The sequence below is a fragment of the Mesobacillus sp. ABV4_180 genome, from assembly GCF_056158485.1.
In genome coordinates this window covers 622,723-649,269 of record NZ_JBSWTJ010000001.1, presented here as the reverse complement: position 1 = coordinate 649,269, position 26,547 = coordinate 622,723, and the positions used below count along the sequence as shown (strand labels likewise).

The following is a 26,547-nucleotide window of genomic DNA, read 5'->3' as shown; positions in this document are numbered from 1 at the left end:
TAAAAGACCCCTTCCCCTCTAATTAAACTGTTTGTTTATAAGGGTTTGTCAACTCAAAAAGTGAGCTCAATTCCTCAAATTTATCAATCTTGTACATCACATCAATAAGCTCATTTGCTTGATCATCCCCGAGGATTTGATCAGTCAAATTCTTGAACTTCCTGATAAGATCCTCATCCGTCATTGGATTCTCGATACTTCCAGTAGCATTTTTAACCACATGCTCGATTTTTTCCCCGTTCTTTAAAAACGCTGTTGCATAAACTTCTTCTTCCTTGACGTTTTCGTCCACGCTTGGCTTGATTTTCGCTCTGAAATCTATCACCTTTGGGTCAGTAACCTTGGAATCAGCGTATTGGTTCTCACCTGCATCACCTTCCAGGAATGCAACAGCCCCTGTATGGAAAATGCTGAATTTGCCAGCCAGGCCAGTTGCAGGAGCAGGTTTGCCGGTCAACTCCAATACATATGGGTTCACCACTAGCTCGATGCGGTCAACATCCTCTGCAGACACTTGCTTCCCAAGCGCGATGCAGGCATCAATCGCAGGATGGAGTACAATGCCGCATGCATATGGTTTAAAGCTATTTTTCAAAAGCTCCCATTCCTCTCCCCACTTCACATTCACCTTTGACAAATCATGCTCTGGCGCAAGCACATTCGCAAAGCCTCTCTTCGCTTCTAAAACTTCCGTTGAACTTGTAAAGTTTTTCTTTGCCAATAGGGCGGCCATCAATCCGTTCTGAGCCGCCTTTCCAGGGTGGAATGGCTTTGTCATTGTGCCGAACATTTCTCGCAAGCCGAATGATTGTGTACCAGCGATTCCAAGCGCCCATGTCATTTGTTCTTCATTAAGCTCAAGTAAAATACCAGCCGCGACTGCTGCTCCGAATACTCCTGTAGAACTTGTAATATGATAGCCAAGATGATAGTGGCTTGGATAAACTGCATTTGCAATGCGCAGCTCCACTTCACAGCCTAAAACAAATGAATGAAGTGCCTTTTCACCAGAAAGGTTTAGCTTTTCTGCAAGCCCAAGGACGACAGGAGCTACCGGACCGCTTGGATGGTGGATGGTATCAAGATGGGTGTCATCATAATCAAAAATATGAGATGACATACCATTAATCAAACTTCCTAAAAGTAGATCCACTTTTTCTTTTCTTCCAAAAACAGAAACTTGTTCGGCTGAATTGATGTCTTCTTTTAGCCCAAGCACCATATCAACAGATGGATGGTTCGAAGCCCCAACCGCTACCCCCATCCAGTTCAAAAGACTTCTTTTACCATGAAGCTTTACTTCTTCTGGGATATCAGTAAATTTTGTATTCAAAACGTTCTGTACGAGTAAGTTTGTGATCATTGTAAACCATCCTTTTCCATCATTTTTAAAGCATGTTCCCTTGATTGCCTGACATGGAATCGGGCAACATTTTCAGCATGCTCGCTGTCACCTGATTTAATTGCTTTAATAATCATCTTGTGTTCTTCGATATTTTCCAGCGGACGGCCAGAATAAGATAGTGATGTCGACATCATCAGGCTTATATGTGTTTGCAGCATATGCATGATGTCCTCCAAATACACATTCTTCGATAATCTCGCCATTGCCTGATGAAATTGCGAGTTAATTCTGGATAGTTCTTTTACATTATTCAGTTTCGCTTCCTTTTCGGCGATTTCGATATAATGGTCAAGTTCCATCATTGCTTCTTGATCATCCAGCTGTGCAAGAGTTCTAGCAGATAAACCTTCTAATAGCTCACGAACTTCATATAAGTGATTTACTTTTTCAATTGATAAAGTAATCACCTTTACGCCTTTATGAGGTTCATATTTTACGAGACCATGCTCCTCAAGCTTGCGGATGGCCTCACGGATCGGCGTCCGACTGACGCCAAGTTTTTCTGCCAGTCCGCGTTCAGTTAATGTCTGTCCTGCTTTTATATCACCTGTTCTTATCGCATTGTATAAATAATCGTAAACAGAATTTCCTTTTACACCATTTGCAACTGCCATTATTCATGCTCCTATATTCAAGTTTTCATCATCGCTCTTTTTCTTTTTACTTTGGATGATTGGGACAATCAAGGTAATGATGGATAATACGATTAAAATTAATGATATCGGACGCGAGAAAATAAAGGAGAATTCTCCGCCAGATACAATCATCGCTCTTCTGAAATTAACTTCCATCATAAATCCTAACACCATTGCCAGAACTATTGGAGTCGTCGGGATTTTAATTTTCCTGATTAAATAACCGAAGATCCCGAAAATAACCATAACCCATACAGAGTACATTGAATTGCTGTATGCGTATGCTCCTATGATACAAATACCCGAAACAATTACAGCTAAAATATTCTTAGGTATTTTTGTTACATTCACCCATAGACGAACACCGAGCAACCCTAAAACTAACATTATAGGAACTGAGATTAATAAAGCCGCAAACAGCGAGTAAGGGATTTCCGGATTATCCGAAAATAGTTTAGGACCAGGCTGCAGCCCCTGCATCGTCAAGGCACCAATCAAAATCGCCGCACTTGCAGACCCAGGGATACCCAAGGACAACAAAGGTGCCAGCGCGCCAGGAACAGCAGCATTATTCGCTCCTTCAGAGGCTGCAATTCCTTCAATATTCCCTTTTCCAAACGTATTTTTCTCTTTTGATGAGCGTTTTGCTTCATTATAGCTAATGAGTGACGCAATTGTTGCTCCTGCCCCAGGAATGACCCCGATTACATATCCGAGAATAGGTGCTTTAAGGAACAATGTCTTCTTAATTTTCGAGATATCCGCTTTCGAAACTCCTAAACCAGTAATCTTTTCAACTTTCTTTCTTTTCTCATCTGAGTTTTCAATCATGAATAATACCTCAGATAGAGCAAACAGGCCGACTAAGGCAGGGAGAAATGGTATACCACCAAGTAAACTATTGGTAAATGCAAATCTCGGGACACCAACAATAGGATCAATACCAATTGAGATAATTAACAGTCCAAAGAACATCGCAATAAATCCCTTAGCCATCGACCCTTCACTTAGGCTGCTAATCAAGCTTAATCCGAAGATGGCCAGAGCAAAGTACTCGAGTGGCCCGAATTGAAGCGCGAAGTGAGCCATAGGTACTGCGGTAAAAATTAACAGCACCGAACTGATGAATGCCCCGATTCCTGAGGCAAGGATGGATACGGTCAGCGCTTTTCCCGCTTGGCCATTTGTTGCTAATGGGTAGCCATCGAATGAAGTCGCAGCAGCTGCTGGTGTACCAGGAGCATTCAAAAGAATCGCCGTGATGCCACCTCCATACTCTGCAGCTACATAAAGGGAAACCAGCAATACCAAAGCTGGTACCGGCTCCATCGTGAAGGTAATCGGGACTAGGATCGCGATACCCACACTCGGGGTTAAGCCTGGAAGAGCTCCGACAAAATATCCGATTAGAGAACCGGCGAGGATTGCCAATAATACTTTTAGAGAAAATACCATTTCAAATCCTGACAGTAATGATTCAATCATCTTATCTCCTCCTTTCTATGGCATTGGCACCCCAAGTAGGATATCAAACACAATATAGGCAAATAACACAAAACCTGCACTTATGGGAATAAGCTGAACAATCCGCTTTACTCCAACCGCAAATAAGAACAAGGGAATAAACAGGAAACTTGAGATATAGTAACCCGCAACTTGCATGACAAGAACATACGCGACAAGAAGAATCATCGAAAGCAGCACTTTATTCTGATTCCTGATCAATATTCTCTCAGCTTCATCCTTCTTCCCACTTCTCAATTCCCGTACCAGATAAAGTGCGGATGCAAGGATAATACCAACGGAAGAAAGGATTGGAAAAGCAGAGGGGCCAACATCCATCGCATTTTGCGTGCCTGTCAAGAATAACGAATTTATTAAAAACCATATTCCTATTAATATAAAAAAGATACATCCTATAGCATTTGCCGTCATCGATTTCAATTGGAACACCTCTGCTTTATTTACTACTTAACACCTAATCGCTCATACCACTCTTTTGTTAATTTGGATTGTTTATTGATGTATTCTGTGAAATCTTTATTGCTCATGGACCCCTTGACCATCTGTGCCTTTTTCATATAATCTTTGTAGCCTTCAGTTTCCATCGCTTCTGCAAAAGCGTTGCTCAGTTTTTCCTGGACTTCCTCGCTTACACCGGCTGGAGCAAAAATTCCTCTGAACTGTGCCCAGCTAGTGTCAACATCATATCCAGCTTCCTTATAGGTAGGGACATCTGGAAGATCTTCCAGTCTTTCATCACTCATGACACCCAATACCTTAAGCTCGCCAGATTCGGCATACTGGCTTACCTGACCTGGATTTGAATTCGCTACATCAATGTGGTTCCCAAGGATCGCCGTTACAGCATCCCCAGTGCTTTCATATGCTGCCCAAGTTGCATCAATGCCAGCTTTATCGGCAAAGATATTCCAGGCAACATTATGTCCAGAGCCGATTGCTCCATATCCGCCAACCTTCAGATTTCCTGGGTTTTCCTTCGCGTAAGCCACAAGTTCCTCCAAGGTGTTAAAAGGACTCTTCTTGTTTACAACAATTACATAAGGGTCGACCTGTGCCCTTGAAATCCAGCTGAAATCATCCAGTTTATATTGGTCTTTTAAGGTACCTTCAATTAATCCAATTTGAGATGGCGTCATAGCACCAAGAGTATAGCCATCAGATTTTGCCGACTTCAAACCTGCCATCTGAGTTGCACCACTGCCTCCAGGACGGTTTTCAACAAGGATTTTCTGACCCAGGATTGGTTCAGCGGCCTTCGCCAGCTCCCTGGCCATTAAATCCGTCGGACCACCAGCACTTGTATGTACTAGAATCGTGATTGGTTTTTCAGGGAAATTCTTTGCTTCTTTGCCCGAAGCGTTTCCATTGTTCGCTTTCACTTCACCTGAGCTTTGCGGAGAATTACATGCAGCCAAAAGCATTACAACAATTGAAAATAAAACCAGAAGCCAATTCTTTTTCATTTTGTTATCTCCTCTCCAATTAAATGGTATACCATTTGTTACTTAGTATAAATAAAACGCTTTCAAAATACAATGTTTTTTCTAAAAATTTTAATTTTTGTATACAATGAGAGGGATATCCAACTAGGTAATTAAAATAGCCCAGCCATTTTCGGCTGGACTACCAATAGAAACCATTGGAAAACCACATTCATGTGAAATTTTTAGAATAAAATTAAAATATAGTAAATTCAGTCCAATTCTTTATAAATTTGATAGAATATAAGTGATGTGCTAGTCGGCTGCACTATTAGCAGCTTATCAAGTACAGACTTTACATAATATGAGGAGGTTTTATATGTTTTACCAGAAAAAGCTTTCCCGTAAATTTTTATCACTTTTAAGCGCTGCAGCTCTATTAGCAGGTGTGGCGGCACCTACGGCTTTCGCACACAAGGATGTAAAGCAAGGAAAACACTCTTTCGATTTAACCATTATGCACACGAATGATACCCATGCCCATTTAGATGATATCGCTAAGCGAGTAACTGCTGTTAAGCAAGTACGGGAAGAAAATCCAAATGCACTTCTACTTGATGCAGGTGACGTTTTTTCCGGAACGTTGTATTTCAATGAGTATCAAGGTTTAGCAGACTTAGAATTCATGAACCTATTAGGTTATGATGCTATGACTTTTGGTAACCATGAGTTTGATAAAGGTACAGAAACTTTAGCTAATTTTGTTAACAAGGCGAATTTCCCGTTTGTCAGCGCGAATGTTAATTTTGAAAATGACGCGAATCTCGCAGAGAACGACCATGATAAAATCACGCCTCGACCTTTTGACGGACAAATATACAACGGAGTCGTCAAGGTAATTAATGGGGAAAGAATCGGGATTTTCGGTCTGACTACTGCTGAGACTGTAGACATCTCTAGCCCTGGTGAAGGTGTAGAATTTACTGACTATATCGGGGAAGCAAAGAAAGCTGTAAAAGCATTTGAAAAGATTGGCGTCAATAAAATTATCGCACTTACCCACATCGGACTTAACGATGGCGGTGGAGATAACGATTTGACACTTGCTCAAGAGGTAGATGGCATTGACATCATCGTTGGCGGCCATACTCATGTTCAGTTGGATAAGCCTGTATTAGTGGATGCAGGTGCAGAACCAACGGTTATTGTCCAAGCGAATGAATATGGTAAATTCCTTGGAACCCTTAATGTTCAATTTGATAAAAAAGGAAAAGTTGTTGAGCATGCAGGCGAATTACTTAAAGTCAGCACTTTCGAAGTTGACACTGAAGCTGCAAAAATTTTAGAAGAAAAATATAAACCTGCAGTTGATCAGATGAAAAATACAATCATCGGAAAAACCACAGTTGACTTGATCGGCGGAAACCCACCTGCCCGAACAGGTGAAACAAACTTAGGAAACTTGATTACTGACGGTATGCTTGCAAAAGCGAAGACGATTAATCCGGATACTGTCATTGCCCTTCAAAACGGAGGCGGAATCCGAACATCCGTAAGTGCTGGAGATATATCATTGGCTAAAGTATTAGAGGTAATGCCTTTCGGAAACTCCTTAGGGATTATGAAGCTGACTGGTGCTGAAATTAAAGAAGCATTAGAATACAGCGTAAAGGATGCCCCATCAAAGGCATTCGGCGGTTTCCTTCAAGTCTCAGGATTGAAATTCACTTACGACAGCAGCAAACCTGTTGGACAGAAAGTCCAGACTATTGAAGTGAAAGAAGATGACGTTAATTACGTCACTTTGGACCCTAGCAAGACATATGCCGTCGCAACCAATACCTTCACTGCAAAAGGCGGAGATGGATATGAAGTTTTTGCAAAAGCTTACAATGAAGGCCGTGTCAGCGAGCCAGGCTTTGTTGATTGGGAAATCTTCACGGAATATGTCGGTGCACAAGAAAATAAAACAGTTAATCCAACTACCGAAGGACGAATTGTCAATATTTCGAATCAATAAAAATGGAGAAAGGGAGAAAGCCTCAGTGCTTCTCCCTTTCTTTTACTTTAAAATAGCTATTCTATTTTTCTTTCACTTAATTGTATATCTCTTAGCACCGTCTTCCTCAACCAGGCTAATTCCCTTCTTCTGCTCAATATAGAAGGTAAGGGATCCTTTTGAATTTTTGGTCATCCGCTCTCTAAGATCCTCGGCTTTTTTGCGTTTTTGATTAAAGGATGATTCCTTCATCGTGACGACAACTTTATGTCCGTAGCTTAGTTGAACTTCAGTTCTGCGAACTCCAATAGATTTTGTACCCTTAACATGAGTGAGTGAGAACCAGATACAGTATTCATCAGTGTATGATTTAGTCGGGAACAACCAAATTCCAAGGTTACAGTTAATCTTTATTGGACACATACTGATATTGCCAAGAATTCTTCTTGAGCATTTCCTGCCAGTTTTGAAATCCGATCCCAATTCCAACATCGTTTCATTAATCATTTCTATCGGTCTCATATCTACTAGGAAAGTCTTTTCACCTTCGATTACTCTGGTGCAAAGTTTTCCATATTCATCGAATTCCCCAGTCACCAGCACTGTCTCTTGATTGATTATGTACTCAGTTAGCATCTCCATTCGAACCCTCTCCTTAAGTCTATTGATTAATCTTACAGAAAGGGTATACTAACATAGTTGGTATACCCAACCCACAGTCCCCGGGAGTCCTCCAAGACATTTCCCGGGGGCTTTTTTCATCCTAAAATAATACTCCTCACCTCCACAAACAGAATAACCCTAACAGGTATATTATATAAATTTTCCCTTTTATAAGTAAATCGCCTATACATTGTCTAAAAACAGGATCAATGAAGATGCACCTAACGGAATATTGTTAAAATATCATTTTTTCAGTATAATATAAGACTTATTTTTCAATTCTTCTTTTTTTTCGGTATTTTAATACTTTTCCATCCCCTTTTACTGTATATTCGTATATTTATTATCCAGCCATAGTACTAACCTCTTCTAAAAAATATTTTTAAATGCCTGCCAAACAATATTCACAATTTATAAGAAAAATCATTTTTATAGTCTTTAATCATGAAATTGTCTAATAACTCTCGATAATTCAATTTTGACCGCTAAAAGGTATAAATACCGTGTCTTTTTTCGCTCAAAAATGAATTTTCAAGTTTGGCTTATCCCCTTGCAGATGCGCTAAGTTAAAACTACCCGGGAATACAACATATACGCGCGCGATCTGAAAGGATTGCAAATGGAGAATTTCGAGCAGTTAGCAAAGCAATTTGAGCCAATGATCCACAAGATTATTCGTTCCCTTAATATCTATAAAAATAAAAAAGAATATTTTCATACAGGACTTGTTGGCCTTTGGGAAGCAGCTGAAGCGTTTGACCCTGATAAAGGTGAATTTGCTAACTATGCATATTCCTATATAAAGGGGCAAATCTTAAATGAGTTGAACCGGAATAATAAACAGGAGGAACGAAACGTCTATCCAATGGAAGAATATTGGGAAACTGTTGAAGATCAGTATCCAGGTAACCCGTTAGAAATTGAATTTTTATTAAGCTATTGCCAGTCGTTGACTGAGAAAGAAACAAAATGGGTTATATACACATGTGTTGAATTTTTATCGATAAAGGAAATAGCAGAAAAAGAACATGTCTCTATATCAGCTGTTAAGCAGTGGAGGAGCGGAGCGAAGAAGAAACTGAAGCAGGATTCTATTGAACTTATTGACTAACAAAAAGCCTGAAACCGGATTACTCACTTGGTTTCAGGCTTTTTAAATTGGATTCAGTTGCATTTTCACTCTATAAAGCATCCTTCCAGTTGTTAGAAGTCAATTCCATGAAACGCTCTTTATCTTTTTTCGCTAAGGCTAAATCGATCTCTTCAGCCCTTTTCTTCTCAAGGAATTCCTTCTGGACTTTTTGAATGATTTTATTCGCTCCATCCGTATATCTTGTTGTTTTGCGGGTTAAAATCAGGTTCGTATTGTCAGGGTCATGTATTGCGTCCATATACATATTCAAGTTCAAATCTTGTTTATAGGAATTAGAATTCTTTTCATTTTTCATGGTCATCCCTGCCTTTTTGTGGGTTAATTGTTAGTTACTATTTACCCGATTATCCAAAAAAATAACTTTTCCGAACGATATTCTCTTTGTGGTTTTTAGCATTCTGCTAAAATTGTTGAACTTTCTTCTTCCCTTTAACACAAGTGAGGGAGTGACAATCCTGCAGCAACTCCTCCGATTACGATTAGTTTCATAATTGATCTCTCCCGGACTTTATTTTTAGGATTTCATCCATCGCTGCAGAATTATTTAAATGAATAATTTTAAAAAAATAGAAAACAGCCACAGGAAACGCGTCCTGCGGCTGTCTTTTCAAAATATTTTACACTCCGGAATAAGCCATGAACCCGCCATCTACCGGTACAGTAATACCAGTAACAAAGCCGGAGTATTCCTCATCTGTAAGCCAGAGAAGTGCGCCAAGCAAGTCCTTTGGCTGCCCGAATCGCTTCATCGGCGTGTTCGCGATGATTTTCTTGGACCTATCTGTATGCGTCCCGTCTTCGTTCAGCAACAGATTGCGGTTTTGGGATGTCAGGAAGAATCCTGGGGCAATCGCATTGACACGCAGACCTGTTTCGGCGAAATGCACGGCCATCCACATGGTGAAGTTGTTAATAGCCGACTTAGCTGCACTGTATGCCGGTACTTTCGTCATCGGCGAATACGCGCTCATGGACGATATATTAATGATGACTGGAGCTTCCTTCTTAAGCAGCTCTTTGCCGAATACCTGGCAGGTTAAAAATGTTCCGGTAAAGTTGGTGTCGAATACTTTTGAGAAACCGCGGGCATCCATATCGAAGAAGGATTGATCGGTTGAGTCTTCTTCATAAGTCTCCACTGCTGTGATTGCGTCAGGGTGATTTCCTCCAGCTCCATTGATCAAAATATCAACTCCGCCGAATTCGGTGACCACCAAGTTTTTTGCAGCTTCCAGGGAAGTTTGGTCCAGCACGTCTGCTGCAACCGCAAGCGCTGAACCGCCTGCAGATTTGATTTCTGCAGCAATTGTTTCTCCTTTTTCGACGGTGCGGTTAAGAATCGCGACATTGACACCATGCCTGGACAGCTCACGTGCCATCTCAGAACAAAGTACCCCGCTTCCTCCAGTAATAACTGCTGTTTTACCCTTTAAGTTTTCATGGATTGGAAACATCGTATTCCTCCTATTTTGAAGCCTGGTATGCATCCCATAATCCAAGAAGATACATGATGCCTAGCGCGCGGTCATATAAACCGTATCCTGGTCTGCACACCTCGCCCCACAGGTGACGGCCGTGATCCGGACGGACATACCCTTCATACTGGATATCGGATAGTTCTTTTACTACACCTTTGATATTGACCGACCCATCTGATGTTAAATGAGATGTTTCAATAAAATCGCCATTTTCAAAGATTTTCACATTTCGAATATGGGCAAATGGTGCCTTGTGTGCAAACTCAGCCGCAAGGGCTACCATATCGTTTTTAGGACTGGCGCCAAGTGATCCTGTGCAGAAGGTAATCCCGTTTGCAGGAGAGTCAGAGATTGATAGAAGCTTCTCCAGGCTTTCTCTTCCTGTCATGATCCGAGGCAATCCAAAAATCGTCCATGGTGGATCATCCGGGTGGATGGCCATCTTTATGCCAGCTTCTTCAGCAACCGGCAGAATTTCATTCAGGAAGTACCCAAGGTTTTCCCAAAGGTCATCCTCTGTTACATTTTCATACGCCGCAAACAATTCCTTGATCCGAGCCATTTTTTCAGGCTCCCAGCCTGGCAGCGTTAAATCAGAAGCGGAGGCGACAGTATCAATTAGTTCCTGTGGGTCCTGGTTTTCCACTTTCGCTTTTTCGAAAAATAAAGCAGTAGATCCATCCGGAAGCTCCTTGAACATATCAGTTCTGGTCCAGTCGAAAATCGGCATGAAATTGTAGCAAATGACCTTTACGCCGAACTCACCCAGATTCCTGATCGTTTGCTTGTAATTCTCGATATAGCGGTCACGCTCTTCGTTTCCAAGTTTAATCGCTTCATGGATATTCACACTTTCAACCACATCACCATGGAAGCCATGGGACTGTATGTAATCCATTTCCGCCTTGATTTCTTCTTTTTCCCATATTTCACCGACAGGCTTCTGGTGCAAAGCCCAAACAATGCCTTTCACGCCTGGAATCTGTCTTACATGATCCAGAGTTACGGTATCATTATTGCGTCCATACCAGCGGAACGTTATATTCATGAGACATTTCCTCCTTTTACAGCTTCGATGTATTTGCTGCAGAGCTCCCTGACTCCGTCTTTGCCAGCACTACGATATGCTTTATTCAAATCGCTGCCGATTCCTGCTGCGACTGCCCCTGCGTTAAGCCAATCCTTCACATTCCCCAGATTGACACCGCCTGTCGGCATTACGCGCACCTGCGGCAGAGGCCCATTAACCGCACCAATAAAGGTCGGATCAAAACGGTTTGCCGGAAACAGCTTTACGATGTCACAGCCACTTTCAATGGCCGTAACAATTTCAGTAATGGTCATGCAGCCTGGCAGATAGGCCACTGAGTAACGGTTGCATAACACAGCGATTTCCTTATTAAAATTCGGGCTGACAACGAATTTTGCCCCACTTAAGATTGCGTGTCGCGCTGTTTCAGGATCGAGGACTGTTCCAGCACCCAGAATAGCGTCCATGCCTGCCAGCGCTTCGAATACCTTTGCCACTTCGGGCGTTGTATAGGTTAATTCGATTGCCCGGAAGCCGCCTTCGATTGCTGCCTCAGAAATCTGGATTGCCTCTTCAGCTGTTGAACCACGAACAACGGCCACTACTTTGGATTCCGACAATTGATGTAATGTTTCAATCTTTAAGTTCATCCAATCGCTCCCTATTCAAAAACAATAACTGCTTTTCGGACTTCACCCGGATTCTTTTCAACGAATGAAAAAGCTTCTTTTACCTGATCAAGCGGGAAGTGATGGGTGATAAAACCATTTCCCTTTAATTTTCTATCATTAAGTAATGAGACAACCTTGCCAAACTGATTCGTCTGCAGGCGTGAGCCAACGATTGTTACTTCCTTTTTCGTGATCGGCAGCTGCGGAATCTGTGATGGCCGCTCATCAAATCCAAGCACTACGACTGTGCCTGCAGGTGAAACGACATTGACTCCCAATTCAAAGGTTGATGGCAGACAAACAGCATCAATCACAACGTTTGGACCTTCACCATCCGTCAGTTCCATAATTCTGTCCACCACGGACTCTTCACGCGCATTAATAACTTCATCCGCTCCATTATCCTTAGCGAATGCGAGTCTCTCTTGCTCAAGGTCGGTCATGATGACTTTAGCACCTTGAAGCTTCGCCATTTTTAAAATACAGATTCCAATCGGGCCTGACCCCTGAATCAATACAGTATCCATTTCCTGTACGTCTCCACGCCAAACGGACTGGGCACCGATTGTATATGGCTCAGCTAAAACCACTTCATCCCAATCCAATGAAGGATCCACTACATGCAGCTGTCTTTCCGGCAGCACAAAGTATTCTCTCATTCCGCCATCTTGGTGGACTCCAAAAACGGATAATGATTTACAAACGTTCTGCCGGCCTTTACGGCAAGCGTAGCACTCACCGCAGAAGCGGATCGGCTCCACAACCACATGGTCTCCAGCTTTTACATTTTTGACAGCTGACCCCACTTCGACCACTTCCCCGGCAACTTCATGGCCAGGGATGCGAGGATAAGTAGCAAGCGGGTTCGTCCCATGGTAAATGTGCATATCCGAACCGCAAATGCCTACACGCTTTACTTTTACAAGAACATCTTCCGGATTATTAATTACTGGCTGTTCTAACTCTTGAATCACGAGCTCCATTGCTTTAGGAATTTGGACTGCTTTCATTCTATGACCACCTATTCAAATAAGCTTGGTAGATAAAGTGAAATCTGTGGAACAAACGCTACCAGCATCAATACAGCCAGGCTGACTCCGATGAAAGGTACAAGCTCTTTCGCTGTCTTTCCGATTGATACTTTACCGATTTGCGAAGCAACGAATAGACACACACCTACTGGCGGTGTAACTAGACCAATAACAAGGTTAAGCACCATCATAACTCCGAACTGCACAGGATCCATACCGACTGACGCTGCCACAGGCAATAGAACCGGGAATAAGATGACAAGTGCCGCGATCGTTTCCATGAATGTTCCAACGAATAACAATAATAGATTAATCAGTAAGATTACGACAATTGGATTTTCCGAGATTCCAAGAATCGCATCTGCAACCATCTGTGGAATTTGCTCACTGACCATGATCCAGCCGAACAGGTTGGCAAATCCAACAAGCAGCATGATGGATGCTGTTGATCTCATAGTCGATAGCATGATTCCAGGAATCTTTTTAATCGGCAATTCTTTATAAACAAAGATACCGATAACTAGTGCATACAGCACTGAAACAATGGAAGCTTCTGTTGGAGTAAAGTAGCCTCCCAGTATGCCCCACATAATGATGAATGTCATGAACAGGGCCCAGAAAGCACCCATAAAGCTCTCAAAGATTTCTTTAAGCGATTTTCTTTCGCCTTTCGGATAGTTGCGCTTTACTGAGATAATGTAAGTTGGGATCATCAGACCTAATCCAAGCAATATGCCTGGCACTGCACCGGCTAAAAATAGATCCCCGATAGAAACAGAAGCCAATGTTCCCACAATGATCATTGGCAGCGATGGCGGAATGATTGGACCAACAGTCGATGAAGAGGCAGTTACTGCTGCAGAAAAGCCTGAACCGTAGCCCTCTTTCTTCATCGCAGGAATCAAAATGGCTCCGATGCTGGCTGTGTCCGCAAGTGCTGTTCCGGAAATTCCTGCGAATCCCATGGATGAACCGACGTTCGCAAGACCAAGACCGCCGCGGATATGTCCAAATAGATTATTGGCAAACTGGATAATCCGGTCGGTAATTCCGCCCGCGTTCATCAGGTTACCAGCAAGGATAAACCCTGGAATACAAAGCAGGACAAATGAGTTCAGTCCCGCAAACATCTTTTGGGGAATGATGGTCAGAGGAATATCCGCCATGAATAAATATAGCAAGGAAGACAAACCGAGGCTGAAAGCAACCGGCACGCCTAAAAATATCAATGCAATAAATGAAATGAACAATATGGCAGCCATTAGATTTCGCCTCCATCGATTTCTGACTTAAAGTCTTCTTGGTTTCGAACCAATCTTACAATTTTAATGATTGAATACAGCGCTAATAGTGCTGACATGATTAAAATGGCTGCATGGACTGCCGACATCTTGAATGGCATCGTCGCAGATAATTGCGTGCCAACCAGTGTGAAATCATAGCCAGTCCTGATCATTACGGCAAACAGAACAATCAGCAGAATGTAAATTCCTATTTCATAAAAACGTCTGAAATTATGCGTCATTTTAGCAAAAATCATATCGACATTGATGAAATCTCCTCGCAGCAGTGCAAGTGGAGCGCCAAAGCATACGGCATAAATAAATAAGTATCGCGTCAGTTCTTCTGTCCAAATCGCAGTATAAGGCAGGTAGCGGGACATGATCTGGATTGTCACGACAGCAATGACACCAGCAAAGCTGGCAACGGTCAAAATGGACAATATCATATCGAGCCATTTGCGTATTTTCATGGAATCACCCTTTCTTGAAGGAAAGGCACAGCCAGCTATGATAGCCGGACAGTGCCTTAATTCAAATTACTTAGTCTCAAGAATTTTTTCGTAGAGTTCATATTGTTCTGGCTTCAAGTTTGCTTTAATTGCAGGAATCATCGCTTCACGGAATGCATCCTGATCGACATCGACAAACTTCATGCCTTCTTTTTCAAGATCTTTTTCAATTTGTGCGATTTCTTTGTCATAAAGCTCTTCGCCGTATTTTTGAGCTTCAGCAGCTGCTTCCGTTACTGCTTTCTTCTGGTCGTCATTTAACGCGTCGAACTGCTTGTTTCCAACAAGGATGTAAATCCAGGAATAAACGTGTTCAGTACGGTTTACATAATCCTGAACTTCATATAGTGCACCACTCTTGATTAAGTCAACAGGGTTTTCCTGGCCATCGATTACTCCTTGCTGAAGACCCGTGAATACTTCATTGAAGTCCATTACCTGTGGCTTAGCGCCAGCAGCTTCCCAAACCTTCAGGAACAACGGAACGTTCGGAACACGCATGCTGAAACCTTTTAGATCCTCTGGAGATTTGATTTCTTTGTTAGATGTCAGGTTACGTGGTGCGCGAGTATGGTAGTACAAAGGTGTTAATCCAGCTTTTTCAGTGATTTCACTTTCAATTTCATCACCGATTTCTCCTTCAACAACCGTTTTAACATGATCAAGATCGCGGAATGCGTATGGAACAGCCATCAAAGCCGCTTTTGGAGCCCAGTTTTGAAGTGTCTCACCAGAGATGACCATGTCAGCAGTTCCAGATTGGATAGCGTTGATTGTATCTGTCTCCCCGCCAAGTGAGTTGTTTGGATAAATCGAGATATCAATCCCGCCGTCTGTTTTTTCCTCAACAAGCTCCTCGAACTTCTGAGCTGTTTTATGCCAGATGTGATTTTCATCAGCAAGGTGGCCAAACTTCCATTTGATTACATCCTTGCTGCCGCCAGCTTTTTCGGAATCTCCAGAGCCACATGCTGTTAGTAAAAGTGATGCTGCCAAAACACCTGATAATAATTTTGCTTTCTTCATGAAATATTTCCTCCCTTTGTTCGCAATGATTTATTTTTTTAAAAATTCATACACACTGGAAGCAATTGTAATCCCATTTTGAATGTTTCTTTCTTCATTCAGCTGTTCGATTTCCCCAGGCACGAAGACTTGTGAGAATCCCGGTGCAGGTGGTGACTGGCGAATTTCAACCATCATTTGATCCATGCTTTCAAGGAATGCATCCGCATCTGTAAAAAATGCAGGATTGATCGCGCAGAAGTAATGGCCAAGCTTGCGTTTCTTATCCAAATCACCATACATTTTGGTAATATGCGGACCAAAGGCTGCACCAGCCAGCAATCCCGAGAAGATATCCACAATCATCGACAGTCCATACCCCTTTGGACCGCCAAATGGCTGAAGTGATACTACCTTGGCAGGATCCGTCACCGTTTCTCCATTCTCGTCTACTCCCCAGCCAGGCGGAATATCCTTGCCTTCTTCTTTGTGCTGAAGGATTTTGCCCAGAGCCACATTCGATGTAGCCATGTCCAAAATGAAAGGCTTGCTTGTTTTAGCAGGGATGCCATAAGCGATTGGATTCGTTCCAAGGAACGCTTCCTTTCCGCCAAACGGAACAACAATTTTATCCGTATGGGTCATCGCAATCCCAATCAGCTTTTGTTCAGCAGCTTCCTGCACAAAATAACTAAGTGCGCCACAGTGACTGCTGTTTATGGCAGTTACCATGCCAATGCCATTTTCCTTCGCCATTTCGATTGCCTGTTTCATGGCAACATCCGCAATCACATGGCCAAAGCCGTCATCACCATCGACCACACCTGTAACTGGACCGGTTTTATTGAATTGGATATTCGCATCTGGATTGATGCCACCTGCATTCAAACGGTTCAAGTAATGCTCGGTGCGCAAAACTCCATGTGAATTAACATTTCGAAGGTCCGCATGGACAAGGATTTCAGCAACCTTATCTGCGTGTTCCTTGTTCAATCCCGCCTCGCTAAGTTTTTTTACAACCAGCTCTTTGGCTTCCTCATGCGGAATGGTTACAGTAGACATTCTTTGTCCCCCTATTCCAGATTAGAATGCTTTTTTCGTAATTCTTCGTTCGTCTTTCCTTCTGCCAGGCTGTCAATGATCGCTGCATCCATGATCAGATGCGCAGCCTGATCGAACTGGTTTCCCAGAGGCTGGATCGTTTCTGGTTCATCCTCAAGGCGATACTTAGTTGAGGCCGGAATCCGCATGCCACTCGAGATGAAAGGCAGCTGAAGCGCTTCCACATTTGTCGTAATGAAGAAAACCTTGGCCCCCACACCATGAGCGCTTTCTGATATGTTCAGTGCCTGGGCTGTTTTCCCTGAGCCTGACAGGACTATCAAAATATCATTCTCCTGAATCGCCGGTGTAGTAGTTTCCCCAACAACATAAACCGTTTTGCCGCTATGCATCAGCCTCATGGCAATGGCCCTGGCCACAAATCCTGATCGCCCTTCTCCGGTAAAAAAGAAGCGGCTATTATTCTTTAAAAGGTTAACGAAGGAGTCATACTCTTCTGCATTGACATTCATGCATACTTCCTGCATTTCTTCTAATACAGCTGCAATTGTCTCCATTGCGTCTCTCCCTTTAGCGTTCGATGATCGATTCATTGTTGATAAAGGCGCTTACCTCTTCAAAATAAGGAAGACCTTCGTTATCCCCAGAAACCGTGGTGACAAGTGCGCCTACACCGTTTGCGAACCTGAGCAGCTGTTCAGGCGTGAAGCCTTTTAGCCAGCCATATACATATCCAGCATCAAAGCCATCTCCGGCCCCTACTGTATCAATCGGATTGACTTTGAAACCCGGTGCCTCGGTCCATTTTCCATCCCGGTAAAGTCTTGATCCATTCGCGCCATCCTTTATTACCAGATCCTTGATTCCATATTCATCAGCGAACTTTCCAAGATCCTCTGCAGAATCTTTGCCAATGATCAAACGTATTTCATCCAGGCCAGTGAGCAGGATGTCTATATGAGGGAAAATCTCGTTGTATGCCTTGCGGGCTTCTTCAATCGTCCATAGCTTGAGTCTGATATTTGGATCAAATGAGATTGGTATTCCTTTATCTTTGGCAATATCTATTAATCTCTTAACCACCTTCAGGTTATTAGGATCAATTGCCATGAACACTCCTGTCAGGTGAAGCAGGTCTACGCCTTCGAGCCAAGTTTCTGTTACTGACTCAGGCGTTAAGGTCGTAATTGGTGAATGGTATCGATAATAGAAAGTTTTACCGGAACCGTCCCCATTGATTTCTTTAAAATTAAGAGAGGTAGGATAGCCTTCTACCAACTTAACCTCAGATACATCGACACCTTCTCCGCGGGTAAAATTATAGATTACCCTGCCAAACTCATCATTGCCGAGCCGGCTGATCCACTTGCTCTCCACTCCCAGCCGGGCACATCCAATCGCAAAGTTCAGTTCGGCACCGCCAACTTTCCGGTTAAAGCTCTCCACAAAGCGGAGCGGACCCTGCACAGATGGATTGAACGTGATCATTGCATCTCCGATTGTCAAAACTTTATGTCTATCTGGCATTGTTCTTCTCTCCCAACGCTTGCACAGACTCCCGTTCGATTAATACAGGGTCGTACCTTCTTAAATCATATGAATCTTGCATTTGCGGCTCAGCAATAAGGTTGAACAGCGCCTCTGCTGCATCCTTCCCGATTTGGAAGGTAGGCTGCTTGATTGCCGAAATCGGTGTAGCAGCGATTTCCAGAAAATCCGAATCATCCACAGCGATAACGCTTACATCTTTGCCGATTTGAAGATTCTTTTTCCTTAAAAACTTCAGCAACTCTATCAGCGAAAGATCATTTGTGGCAAAAAACGCTTCCGGCCTTTCTTCCTGCAGCCAAAGCTGTTCAAGCGCTGGCATAATTCCCTTCCGCTCGGCAGTAATGATCCAGTTTTCATTAGGAGTAATACCATTAGCAGTGAGCGTTTTCCTGAAGCCGCTGATACGCTCAACCCTTGGTGAAACTTTTTGAGTTATGGACATCGATACGGCACCGATTTTATTGTGCCCCTTTTTCAACAGCTCCCTGACCGCAATCTCTGCCGCCCTCTCATTGTTCAGCATCAGAGTCGGATAAATAGGCTCTTCCAATTTCCTGTCGACGAATACAACCGGGAAATTCGAGCGTTTCAACTCTTCATACAAGCACTTGTTGTCCGCAGTCGGGAAGATGATCAGACCATCAACCTGTTTTGCAAGGAGCATATTGATATACTCCCGTTCCTTTTCCGGATTGTCATCGGCATTGCAGACGAACATATGGAACTGGCTTAGCTCACACGCATCTTCAATCGCCCGGATAATTTCCGTCGAAAAGGTATGGAGGATATTCGCCACGATCACTCCAATCGTCGATGACTTCTTCTGCTTCAAGCTCTTCGCAACAAAATTCGGAATGTAGCCAAGTTCGCGAATCGCTTCCTGAATGCGCAGTCTAGTAGGCTCCGCCATAAACTCATATCGATTATTTATGTACTGAGAAACCGTGCTTTTCGAAACGCCCGCTTTTACAGCAACATCTTGCATGGTTACTTTTTTCATAGATATCCCTTCTTAAAAAACCTCTAAACCGATTTAGTAAAACGATTTAGTAAACCGGTTTAGTAAGATTATAAATGAAACCCCTTTCAAAATGCAATCAGTATTTTTAAAAAATTTTAAATTATCTTTAATGTAAAAGAAAAGCTAATATTGCTCTTCTTTCACCTGCCTTATTGACATAAAAGCATCCACTGGATGTCCAACTAGAAAGAGATAAAAAAGAAGCAAAGGGTTCTAATTACGACCCCTTGCTTCTATATCAAGCATGTTTATTCCAAGCATAACACATGAAGCGCGCGTCAGAAGTCAGCCATTTCTGGGCATGTGACTGGTCAAACAGCTCCTTGTGTTCAAAGAAAATCTTCTTGGCATAAGGGAGTTTAACATCCCTGACAGCCTCGTTCAACAAATTGAGAATACGTTTATCTTTTTCGCTCAATACGTTGAATTCACTATACTGCTTTTCTCTCGCAATTACCTTAACGAGTTCTTTCGCCTCACTGCCAAGCAATTGAAAATTTAAAGGCTCCGTTATTCTCTTCCACTCTTTTTGAATCATATCCCTGGCCGATCCATACTGCTGTTTGTCCATAAGATTATTAATAACAATGACGACACTCTCTACCTTCACTTATTCATCCCGTCCAATAAAGTAATATGTACTATCCTTATTTTCTTATAGGGCTAAGGGACTAGTCAAGATTTTGTTTATATAATATTCAAAATATTATCGGAGTGTCTCTTCATAAAAGCTAGTTGAAGTAGGACACGCTCCATGCTTTGTCACCTAAAAATCTTCGACCAATCAAAAAAACTTCCAGGGTCTGACTTACGTTCCGGCGCATATTCGTTGTGTCCAATGATATGATTTCGATCCCTCTTAATCTTTTTATTTCGTTCTAGAATGTCATCAAGTAATAAATTTAGAGATTTGTATTGGGCTTCCGTATATCCAATATGCTCTTTGGGAATTTTGCTATAATGATCTATAGACATCATCGACTGCATTTCGGCTTCTGTTCCTATTGCCATCAGTTCGATTCCAATTGAATAATCATTCAAATGGTCTTTGTATTCAGGAAATCCTATGAGTCCCCCCTTACCAGAATGGCGGGCAGCTCGGGATTCTGGTAATAAAAAATATATCTCCCCGTCCCGATCTATCATATAATGAGGGGATACATCGTATTCTATAAAGATACTTCGAATATCTTCATATATATATGGCTTCTCAGGGTTCACTGAGGCATTGCTAATAAAATGAAGAACTACATGGGTTTTTACATTACTTCGAGGAACAAAATTCATCTTCGGAATAAAATCTTCAATCACCGGGATTTGTGTCTCTGTTTGAACCGGTTTTGGCTTTGGTGGTATAACCTTTACCATTACTTCTTCCTCCATTTTCGAGCAGCCACCGGATAAAAATAATCCAAAGAGCAAAACCACCAACACACACCTTTTTCCCATCCTTCTCCTCCACCAACTTGAATTCCATTCAAAAGAATGCATAATTAACATTTCGTGAATACATTGTAAAAAACCTTTTTAACTCGAAGACACTTACTTTACAAATTAAAAGGAAACAACTTGACTACTCCCTATAAAATAGAAAGTAATTCTCCTAGGTAAATTCTAATGCGAATTATCTCTGAATTTACTTATTTGTATCTTTACAGGAATCTGTTAGAAAATTTACGGGGCAGATTTTCTATTAACCACCCTTAACTTAATTCAATAACTTACGCTCTTGAATTTCGCTACCCCAATCGTTGTTTAGCAAATTTGTATAATCTATAACCTAACCGAATAGTAGTAGTTGATTTCTCGTAGTAATCCACACAAATATTTTTTGCTTCTACCGCAATACCTTTGCCAAATGTTTTGCCAATACCTAAAATCCCTTCTTCTTTATAAGCATTTTTATAAGACTGAATTCCGTTTAAAATTTGTTCCTTAAATGTATCACCTTCATAGTGTATACTATGTTTGTCCGATCTTTTTTTCACTGTATCATTTACCATGCGGAACAACTTTATTCCTTCCCCTGCAAAAACATCTAATACGGCATCAAGCGACTTACCGGCTGCTTCTTCTTTTAATTGATCTAGTAATTCGTCTGTAATTTGTTTCCCATCATTAATTGCTTGCTCTTTAAGATCTTCCAATACTTCATTTGAATGATCACTTATTGCTTCTTTCATGCTGTGATTATCAAACAATGCTTTATGTATTCCCTCTGCATCACGTTCTACTATTCCAACTACATTGTCTACTAATTGTTCGTCCGTATAATTAAAAGTTTCTTCGCAAAATTTTATACTGAATTCCCTTGCTTTTTCATGTACAATTTCTTTGAATTCACTTGGATTTTCTGACCATTCCTTAAGGTACTCATTATACTCCTGAACATAATCTTTCATTTCATGAAAATCTTTATCAATTTGTACCACTTGGTCATCCAGAACCTCTGCTGAGTTATCTATTATTTCACCCACAATTTCGTCTAAACTTTCTACTGATTGCTTAATATTTTCAAAGATCTCTTCTGGATTTTCTTTAATTTCACTCCAGGTTTCTTTCATATTGACCAAGTCATTGTATAACTCACTATCTTCTCCCTTTGATAAATCTTTGATGTTATCTTTTACAATTTCATCTTCCAACTTATCCACTTTCTCTTTTAGAAAATCCTTCCCAACTTCTTTTAATTTCTCCTTATCATTTTTATTAACTTTCCCATGCTGGTCCGAAAAATCAACGACTTGATCTACTACCTTTTTTATTGTATTCTCCTTTTTATCATCCCAAATGGCATAGAAGTTCTGTTTTTCAGGATTTGGTTTTGGATCTTCTTTTTTCTTGGTATCGTTTATTAAGAAATCCTCCTTATTACCAGGGGTTCCAAGATTGCCTGATTCTCCTGTTTCTTGTATTACTTTTAGGAGATCCACCGGTTCATTTTCTTTATCTAACCCATTAATAGTATCATCATATTGTTTATTAATTTCTTTTAAACGATCCTGAAACTGTCTTTCTATTTCCTCGTATTTTTCTTCATATTCATGTTCTATAGCTGTAATTTTTAAATCATCTATTTCTGTTTCATGAAATCTGAAACCTTCCAACCTATCTTGGTTATCTAACTCTTCATCTTTGTTCATGTCGGGTGATTCTTTATGATCTGATAGTTCCAACTTTTCACCATCATCAAACTTAAACCCTTCCAGCCTATTTTGCTTATATAATTCTTCTTTGTTCAAGTCGCTTGATTCTTTATCATCTAAATGTTCTACCTTTGTACTATCATTAACCTGGAATCCTTCCAGCCTATCATGCTTATCTAATTTTTCTTTGTTCAAGTCGGGTGATTCTTTATCATCTGATTGCTCTACCTTTGTACTATCATCAAACTGAAATCCTTCCAGCCTATTTTGCTTGTCTAATTCTTCTTCTTTGTTCAGGTCGGGTGATTCTTTATCATCTGATTGCTCTACCTTTGTACTATCATCAAACTGAAATCCTTCCAGCCTATTTTGCTTATCTAATTCTTCTTTGTTCAAGTCGGGTGATTCTTTATCATCTGATTGCTCTACCTTTGTACCATCATCAAACTGAAATCCTTCCAGCCTATTTTGCTTATCTAATTCTTCTTTGTTTAAGTCGAGTGATTCTTTATCATCTGATTGTTCTACCTTTGTAATATCATCAAACTGAAATCCTTCCAGCGTATTTTGCTTATCTAATTCTTCTTTGTTCAAGTCGGGTGATTCTTTATGATCTGATTGCTCTACCTTTATACTATTATTAAACTGGAATCCTTCCAGCCTATCTTGCTTGACTACCTCTTCATCTTTGTTGAGATCCTTTGACTCCAGATGATTATCTAGTTTGAATTTTGTAATATTATCTTCGAATTGGAAATTTTTCAAACCTTCCTGCTCTCGTTTTAGTCCACCATCTCCAACGAATTCTTTGATATCCAAAACATGTTCTTTAGTCAATTCATTTTTAGTAGTTAAGTCGTCTTCCTTCTGCTGCAGTTCAGGTTTTTTTTCGTTTTTAGAAGGTGTGTCAAAACTAAAATCCTTTAGACTTTCATTAGTCTTCTCTTTTTTGGTATCCTTATGTTCATCAAATTCATTCGGGATGAATTTATCATCGTCATTATCTTTCCAATCTAGCAATTTTCTCCCTCCAAACTATGACAATATCACTTGCCTTTTAATTCTACCTACTGTAAAAAGGCACTCAAAACCTCGAGTGCCTTTTACATATTCATTATTTGTTTAATAATAACTTTATAAAATGTGCTCTTCCATCCGTATTATCTTGATGTTTTCTTGATTCCTTTAACAAGTGCATTAAACTGCACCCAAAATAGATTTCTTCTTCCTCATCAAGAAACTTCCCTCTAGGAAGAACATTGTTTCTCACTTCATCTATAAAACTTTGTCTGTTTCTGGTCTGTTTAACCTGATTCATAGACTCATCAAATTTTGCGATTAGTTGGTTGTCCCCTGCAATGAATTCAGCTTCTTCCCTTATGTGAAAAGCACACTTATTACAGCCTACACTAGCGCATTCCTTATAGGGTATTAAGAGATGTTCCCTGGATGTCCAATAAGCACAATCTGCTTTTACTTCCTCATCAGTCAATGATTCCTGAACATCAAATAACTCTTTAAAATCCCGCGTCTGAACAAGCTGTGCTTGAGGTGTATTTTCAGAGTATAGTAGAGCCTCGCCCGGTGTAAGTGATGAAAGATGTCGACTTTCTTCATCTTCCATGTTCATGCTCTTCGTAGCAATCAGCCGATCTCGCTCTTCCACTAACCTGAATGCCAACTTAATCCCTGTATTGCGCACAACTTTGGATGAAACTGCGCTTGGTGACTGGTCAACCACCACCATGCCTTGCCCCAGTGCTCTAACTTCAGCAAGCATATTCGTGAACAGCTCTACAGCGATAGATCGTGATTTAGCTTTATCATCACTTACGTCCACACTTTCTGCCAATATGGTATGTGCTTCCTCCAATAGTAAAACATGCTTTAAGTTCGATCCGGAGTTTCGAGTCACTCTTATATAAGCATTTAAGCGAATCAATAACAAGGAAATAATTAATGCTTTCTCATCTGGATCCATTACCCCATCAAGTTCAATGATGGTAGGCTTAGAAAGAAGATCATCCATAGGAATAGTATTAATTGTATCAAACATTCTGCCTCTGGATCCATTCAGCATGGATTCAAGGCGCACCAGTCCTGCAGTCATAATATCTGCACTTGTTTTTTCCGAGTAACCCGTTTCCATATTTTTGAAGGTATCTACGAAAGAACGAAATGAAGGACACGATAACCCTTCTTCACCTCCGGTACTAGATAACCTCCAGCCATGCGCTCGGTAACAAGCTAATAATGCTTTGTCAAACAGAGCCGGCAGTGGTCCTCCCATAGGAAAAGCTGCAGCAAATGCCGTTTTCAACCCGCCTAAGTGTGATTCCAGCCTTACTCCTTTAGGCACATCAAGTGGATTTAGCCTAAAAGGTGATATATGATCCACTCCAGCTGTAAACACCTGTAATTCAGGAATGACGGTAAGCAAGGAGCGGTATTCTTTTTTACTAGGCTCAATAACAAGGAACGGCACTTCATGATTTTCCCAAAGCTGATAAAGAAAATCCAACGTAAAAGTAGTTTTACCAGACCCAGGCACTCCCACGACAAGGGCATGCTTTTTAATCCCTTCAACTGGGAGTTTCATTTCTATGTTAGTCTGAGCATTCCTTGAAATTGCTTTACCATAAGAAATGGCTTTCACACCTTCTTTTACCATCGGAACATTCCCAAGACTCTTCCCTTTCGCAGCTTTGACTTTCACACCAGGGAATTCGTCATTCATTGCAACCGGCAAACGGAAGAATGTAGATGCTTCTGAGAGAGTGACAATATACCGGAGACGTTTTAGAGTAAATGGCGCGTCCTCTCTTTCCCAAAAATCTACTCCATTTGTCGATTTAATCCACTCCTGATAAGCTGGATCCCATCCCCCGGTTATAAATTTGTCGACTGAGTCAAGGTTATATTCATTTTCAATAGTAACATCAGAAGGCATGATTGGTTCAGAAGATGATTTTAACAAAGTACTTAAAGCACCAGTCAAAGTGTTTACCGTTTGCCCGTTTCCCCAGACTTGAACTTTATAAAGGAATAATGTTTTTCTACTTTCTTGACTGTAAAATTCATAACTCGGCATTGCCTGCTGCGCATTCGTGTCAGCGGGAATTTGTCCATAATATTGGTGGTGAAAGCCATTGGAAACCTTATTTAAAAAGTTCCTTGCCGCTTCAACCCCCTGTATCTCTTCCCACGATAACTGAACTGGTATTAGTGTAAAAGAAACTGAACATTTATTTCCATAACTAAGCATCGTTTCGGCAATGAAATCCAGTTCTCCCATCGAAGATTTTGGGAAAGGATTTACCCAATAATAAAAGTCTCCATTGGTAATATACTGGACGTCAGCAACGCTTTCCTGTTTGAACAATAAAGAAGAGTTAGCATTCTCTGAAAAAGAGCGAATGTGTTCAATTTCCTCCTTATTAACTAATACGATATTATAAAGTTTTTTCGGAAAAGAACTCAAAAAAATATTCCATGAATGCTCAGAATTCTCAATAATTTCTTTAGGATCATCTTCGATAATTCTGCCAATGAAGTAAAATTGAATATTTCCGCCTGCTGTAGTGGAACTATCTGGAACATAAACCCATTTTAACTCAATAGAAAAGTTAGGATAGATTACAATTTGATTCATGCAACGGTTGAACGCCTCTGTAATTCCAGCCAATGCCTTTTCTTGGCTATCATTAATCTGGGCAGCATCTGGTATCTCTGAAATCTTAGCCGCCCAGAGTCCGACCCACTTCTTTTCTACTTTTCCATTAAGTGAAACTTTTTGCTTATCCACAATAATATGCTCGTGGTTTGAATACGTATCTATTTCACATCTTTCAATATATTCCGCAGCAAAATTAGTATTCTTATTTTCATATTCATTTTTAATAGGTAATTGCTTCTCTTGGGGATTTCCATTACTCCCCTCGTATTCTTTCACTTTCTCTC

Annotated in this window: 24 protein-coding genes; 2 read left to right on the top strand and 22 right to left on the bottom strand. The window is 41.1% G+C overall.

Annotation, left to right across the window (positions count from 1 at the left end):
- Nucleotides 1-22 precede the first annotated feature (22 nt).
- The 5 genes from ACXAEA_RS03275 to ACXAEA_RS03255 are packed head-to-tail and all read right to left on the bottom strand — an operon-like array spanning nt 23 to nt 5,027.
- A complete protein-coding gene (locus ACXAEA_RS03275) occupies nt 23-1,363 on the bottom strand; it encodes an MmgE/PrpD family protein (protein WP_475094509.1) in 1,341 nt (446 codons plus the stop codon).
- Nucleotides 1,360-2,019, bottom strand: a complete 660-nt coding sequence (locus ACXAEA_RS03270; protein ID WP_475094508.1) for a GntR family transcriptional regulator — start codon at nt 2,017-2,019, stop codon at nt 1,360-1,362. The genes ACXAEA_RS03275 and ACXAEA_RS03270 overlap by 4 nt, the downstream gene beginning before the upstream one ends.
- Before the next feature lie 3 nt (nt 2,020-2,022).
- Nucleotides 2,023-3,525: a tripartite tricarboxylate transporter permease gene (locus tag ACXAEA_RS03265; RefSeq protein WP_475094507.1), complete on the bottom strand. Its 1,503-nt coding sequence runs from the start codon at nt 3,523-3,525 to the stop codon at nt 2,023-2,025.
- Nucleotides 3,526-3,540: 15 nt separating this feature from the next.
- Nucleotides 3,541-3,975, bottom strand: a complete 435-nt coding sequence (locus ACXAEA_RS03260) for a tripartite tricarboxylate transporter TctB family protein (protein ID WP_475098047.1) — start codon at nt 3,973-3,975, stop codon at nt 3,541-3,543.
- A 32-nt stretch (nt 3,976-4,007) separates the two neighbouring features.
- The gene (locus ACXAEA_RS03255; protein ID WP_475094506.1) at nt 4,008-5,027 is read right to left on the bottom strand and encodes a tripartite tricarboxylate transporter substrate binding protein; all 1,020 of its coding nucleotides are present in this window, start codon (nt 5,025-5,027) and stop codon (nt 4,008-4,010) included.
- A gap of 337 nt (nt 5,028-5,364) precedes the next feature.
- Between ACXAEA_RS03255 and ACXAEA_RS03250 the strand changes: the two genes are divergently transcribed.
- Nucleotides 5,365-7,005, top strand: coding sequence for a bifunctional metallophosphatase/5'-nucleotidase (locus tag ACXAEA_RS03250; protein WP_475094505.1), 1,641 nt, complete (start codon nt 5,365-5,367; stop codon nt 7,003-7,005).
- 72 nt (nt 7,006-7,077) lie between these two features.
- On the opposite strand, the gene ACXAEA_RS03245 is transcribed toward ACXAEA_RS03250, so the two are convergent.
- On the bottom strand, nt 7,078-7,626 hold the full coding sequence (locus ACXAEA_RS03245; protein ID WP_475094504.1) for a competence protein ComK: 549 nt from the start codon (nt 7,624-7,626) through the stop codon (nt 7,078-7,080).
- A gap of 640 nt (nt 7,627-8,266) precedes the next feature.
- Here ACXAEA_RS03245 and ACXAEA_RS03240 point away from each other — a divergent pair.
- Nucleotides 8,267-8,758 carry a sigma-70 family RNA polymerase sigma factor gene (locus ACXAEA_RS03240; protein ID WP_475094503.1) on the top strand — a complete coding sequence of 164 codons (492 nt, stop codon included), beginning with the start codon at nt 8,267-8,269 and terminating at the stop codon, nt 8,756-8,758.
- A 70-nt stretch (nt 8,759-8,828) separates the two neighbouring features.
- Here the strand turns inward: ACXAEA_RS03240 and ACXAEA_RS03235 are convergent, their stop codons facing one another.
- The 16 genes from ACXAEA_RS03235 to ACXAEA_RS03160 all read right to left on the bottom strand — a co-directional run bounded on the left by ACXAEA_RS03235 (nt 8,829) and on the right by ACXAEA_RS03160 (nt 26,539).
- On the bottom strand, nt 8,829-9,095 hold the full coding sequence (locus tag ACXAEA_RS03235; RefSeq protein WP_475094502.1) for an IDEAL domain-containing protein: 267 nt from the start codon (nt 9,093-9,095) through the stop codon (nt 8,829-8,831).
- A 322-nt stretch (nt 9,096-9,417) separates the two neighbouring features.
- A complete protein-coding gene (locus ACXAEA_RS03230; RefSeq protein ID WP_475094501.1) occupies nt 9,418-10,254 on the bottom strand; it encodes an SDR family oxidoreductase in 837 nt (278 codons plus the stop codon).
- A 10-nt stretch (nt 10,255-10,264) separates the two neighbouring features.
- The gene (gene uxuA / locus ACXAEA_RS03225) at nt 10,265-11,326 is read right to left on the bottom strand and encodes a mannonate dehydratase (RefSeq protein ID WP_475094500.1); all 1,062 of its coding nucleotides are present in this window, start codon (nt 11,324-11,326) and stop codon (nt 10,265-10,267) included.
- Entirely contained in the window at nt 11,323-11,958 is a 636-nt protein-coding gene (locus ACXAEA_RS03220) for a bifunctional 2-keto-4-hydroxyglutarate aldolase/2-keto-3-deoxy-6-phosphogluconate aldolase (RefSeq protein ID WP_475094499.1), read from the bottom strand. Before ACXAEA_RS03220 ends, uxuA begins: the two co-directional genes overlap by 4 nt.
- 11 nt (nt 11,959-11,969) lie before the next feature.
- Nucleotides 11,970-12,989 carry a zinc-binding alcohol dehydrogenase family protein gene (locus ACXAEA_RS03215; RefSeq protein WP_475094498.1) on the bottom strand — a complete coding sequence of 340 codons (1,020 nt, stop codon included), beginning with the start codon at nt 12,987-12,989 and terminating at the stop codon, nt 11,970-11,972.
- Between the two features lie 11 nt (nt 12,990-13,000).
- A complete protein-coding gene (locus tag ACXAEA_RS03210; protein WP_475094497.1) occupies nt 13,001-14,272 on the bottom strand; it encodes a TRAP transporter large permease in 1,272 nt (423 codons plus the stop codon).
- Nucleotides 14,272-14,763 carry a TRAP transporter small permease gene (locus ACXAEA_RS03205; protein WP_475094496.1) on the bottom strand — a complete coding sequence of 164 codons (492 nt, stop codon included), beginning with the start codon at nt 14,761-14,763 and terminating at the stop codon, nt 14,272-14,274. The genes ACXAEA_RS03210 and ACXAEA_RS03205 overlap by 1 nt, the downstream gene beginning before the upstream one ends.
- 66 nt (nt 14,764-14,829) lie before the next feature.
- Nucleotides 14,830-15,828, bottom strand: coding sequence for a TRAP transporter substrate-binding protein (locus ACXAEA_RS03200; protein WP_475094495.1), 999 nt, complete (start codon nt 15,826-15,828; stop codon nt 14,830-14,832).
- A 30-nt stretch (nt 15,829-15,858) separates the two neighbouring features.
- On the bottom strand, nt 15,859-16,869 hold the full coding sequence (allD, locus tag ACXAEA_RS03195; protein ID WP_475094494.1) for an ureidoglycolate dehydrogenase: 1,011 nt from the start codon (nt 16,867-16,869) through the stop codon (nt 15,859-15,861).
- Between the two features lie 11 nt (nt 16,870-16,880).
- The gene (hxlB, locus tag ACXAEA_RS03190) at nt 16,881-17,426 is read right to left on the bottom strand and encodes a 6-phospho-3-hexuloisomerase (RefSeq protein WP_475094493.1); all 546 of its coding nucleotides are present in this window, start codon (nt 17,424-17,426) and stop codon (nt 16,881-16,883) included.
- A gap of 13 nt (nt 17,427-17,439) precedes the next feature.
- The gene (locus ACXAEA_RS03185; protein WP_475094492.1) at nt 17,440-18,396 is read right to left on the bottom strand and encodes a sugar kinase; all 957 of its coding nucleotides are present in this window, start codon (nt 18,394-18,396) and stop codon (nt 17,440-17,442) included.
- The gene (locus ACXAEA_RS03180) at nt 18,386-19,420 is read right to left on the bottom strand and encodes a LacI family DNA-binding transcriptional regulator (protein ID WP_475094491.1); all 1,035 of its coding nucleotides are present in this window, start codon (nt 19,418-19,420) and stop codon (nt 18,386-18,388) included. Before ACXAEA_RS03180 ends, ACXAEA_RS03185 begins: the two co-directional genes overlap by 11 nt.
- 259 nt (nt 19,421-19,679) lie before the next feature.
- On the bottom strand, nt 19,680-20,051 hold the full coding sequence (locus tag ACXAEA_RS03175; RefSeq protein ID WP_475094490.1) for a hypothetical protein: 372 nt from the start codon (nt 20,049-20,051) through the stop codon (nt 19,680-19,682).
- 152 nt (nt 20,052-20,203) lie between these two features.
- Nucleotides 20,204-20,890 carry an N-acetylmuramoyl-L-alanine amidase gene (locus ACXAEA_RS03170; protein WP_475094489.1) on the bottom strand — a complete coding sequence of 229 codons (687 nt, stop codon included), beginning with the start codon at nt 20,888-20,890 and terminating at the stop codon, nt 20,204-20,206.
- A 290-nt stretch (nt 20,891-21,180) separates the two neighbouring features.
- Nucleotides 21,181-23,607: a hypothetical protein gene (locus ACXAEA_RS03165; RefSeq protein WP_475094488.1), complete on the bottom strand. Its 2,427-nt coding sequence runs from the start codon at nt 23,605-23,607 to the stop codon at nt 21,181-21,183.
- A gap of 94 nt (nt 23,608-23,701) precedes the next feature.
- Entirely contained in the window at nt 23,702-26,539 is a 2,838-nt protein-coding gene (locus ACXAEA_RS03160) for an ATP-binding protein (protein ID WP_475094487.1), read from the bottom strand.
- Nucleotides 26,540-26,547 lie beyond the last annotated feature (8 nt).

Coding starts and splice junctions, on each gene's coding strand:
- ACXAEA_RS03230 (WP_475094501.1), bottom strand. CDS start 10,254: ATGTTTCCAATCCATGAAAACTTAAAGGGTAAAACAGCAGTTATTACT.
- ACXAEA_RS03240 (WP_475094503.1), top strand. CDS start 8,267: ATGGAGAATTTCGAGCAGTTAGCAAAGCAATTTGAGCCAATGATCCAC.
- ACXAEA_RS03205 (WP_475094496.1), bottom strand. CDS start 14,763: ATGAAAATACGCAAATGGCTCGATATGATATTGTCCATTTTGACCGTT.
- allD (WP_475094494.1), bottom strand. CDS start 16,869: ATGTCTACTGTAACCATTCCGCATGAGGAAGCCAAAGAGCTGGTTGTA.
- ACXAEA_RS03275 (WP_475094509.1), bottom strand. CDS start 1,363: ATGATCACAAACTTACTCGTACAGAACGTTTTGAATACAAAATTTACT.
- ACXAEA_RS03215 (WP_475094498.1), bottom strand. CDS start 12,989: ATGAAAGCAGTCCAAATTCCTAAAGCAATGGAGCTCGTGATTCAAGAG.
- uxuA (WP_475094500.1), bottom strand. CDS start 11,326: ATGAATATAACGTTCCGCTGGTATGGACGCAATAATGATACCGTAACT.
- ACXAEA_RS03185 (WP_475094492.1), bottom strand. CDS start 18,396: ATGCCAGATAGACATAAAGTTTTGACAATCGGAGATGCAATGATCACG.
- ACXAEA_RS03270 (WP_475094508.1), bottom strand. CDS start 2,019: ATGGCAGTTGCAAATGGTGTAAAAGGAAATTCTGTTTACGATTATTTA.
- ACXAEA_RS03170 (WP_475094489.1), bottom strand. CDS start 20,890: ATGGGAAAAAGGTGTGTGTTGGTGGTTTTGCTCTTTGGATTATTTTTA.
- ACXAEA_RS03200 (WP_475094495.1), bottom strand. CDS start 15,828: ATGAAGAAAGCAAAATTATTATCAGGTGTTTTGGCAGCATCACTTTTA.
- ACXAEA_RS03245 (WP_475094504.1), bottom strand. CDS start 7,626: ATGGAGATGCTAACTGAGTACATAATCAATCAAGAGACAGTGCTGGTG.
- hxlB (WP_475094493.1), bottom strand. CDS start 17,426: ATGGAGACAATTGCAGCTGTATTAGAAGAAATGCAGGAAGTATGCATG.
- ACXAEA_RS03255 (WP_475094506.1), bottom strand. CDS start 5,027: ATGAAAAAGAATTGGCTTCTGGTTTTATTTTCAATTGTTGTAATGCTT.
- ACXAEA_RS03235 (WP_475094502.1), bottom strand. CDS start 9,095: ATGAAAAATGAAAAGAATTCTAATTCCTATAAACAAGATTTGAACTTG.
- ACXAEA_RS03250 (WP_475094505.1), top strand. CDS start 5,365: ATGTTTTACCAGAAAAAGCTTTCCCGTAAATTTTTATCACTTTTAAGC.
- ACXAEA_RS03210 (WP_475094497.1), bottom strand. CDS start 14,272: ATGGCTGCCATATTGTTCATTTCATTTATTGCATTGATATTTTTAGGC.
- ACXAEA_RS03220 (WP_475094499.1), bottom strand. CDS start 11,958: ATGAACTTAAAGATTGAAACATTACATCAATTGTCGGAATCCAAAGTA.
- ACXAEA_RS03265 (WP_475094507.1), bottom strand. CDS start 3,525: ATGATTGAATCATTACTGTCAGGATTTGAAATGGTATTTTCTCTAAAA.
- ACXAEA_RS03260 (WP_475098047.1), bottom strand. CDS start 3,975: ATGACGGCAAATGCTATAGGATGTATCTTTTTTATATTAATAGGAATA.
- ACXAEA_RS03180 (WP_475094491.1), bottom strand. CDS start 19,420: ATGAAAAAAGTAACCATGCAAGATGTTGCTGTAAAAGCGGGCGTTTCG.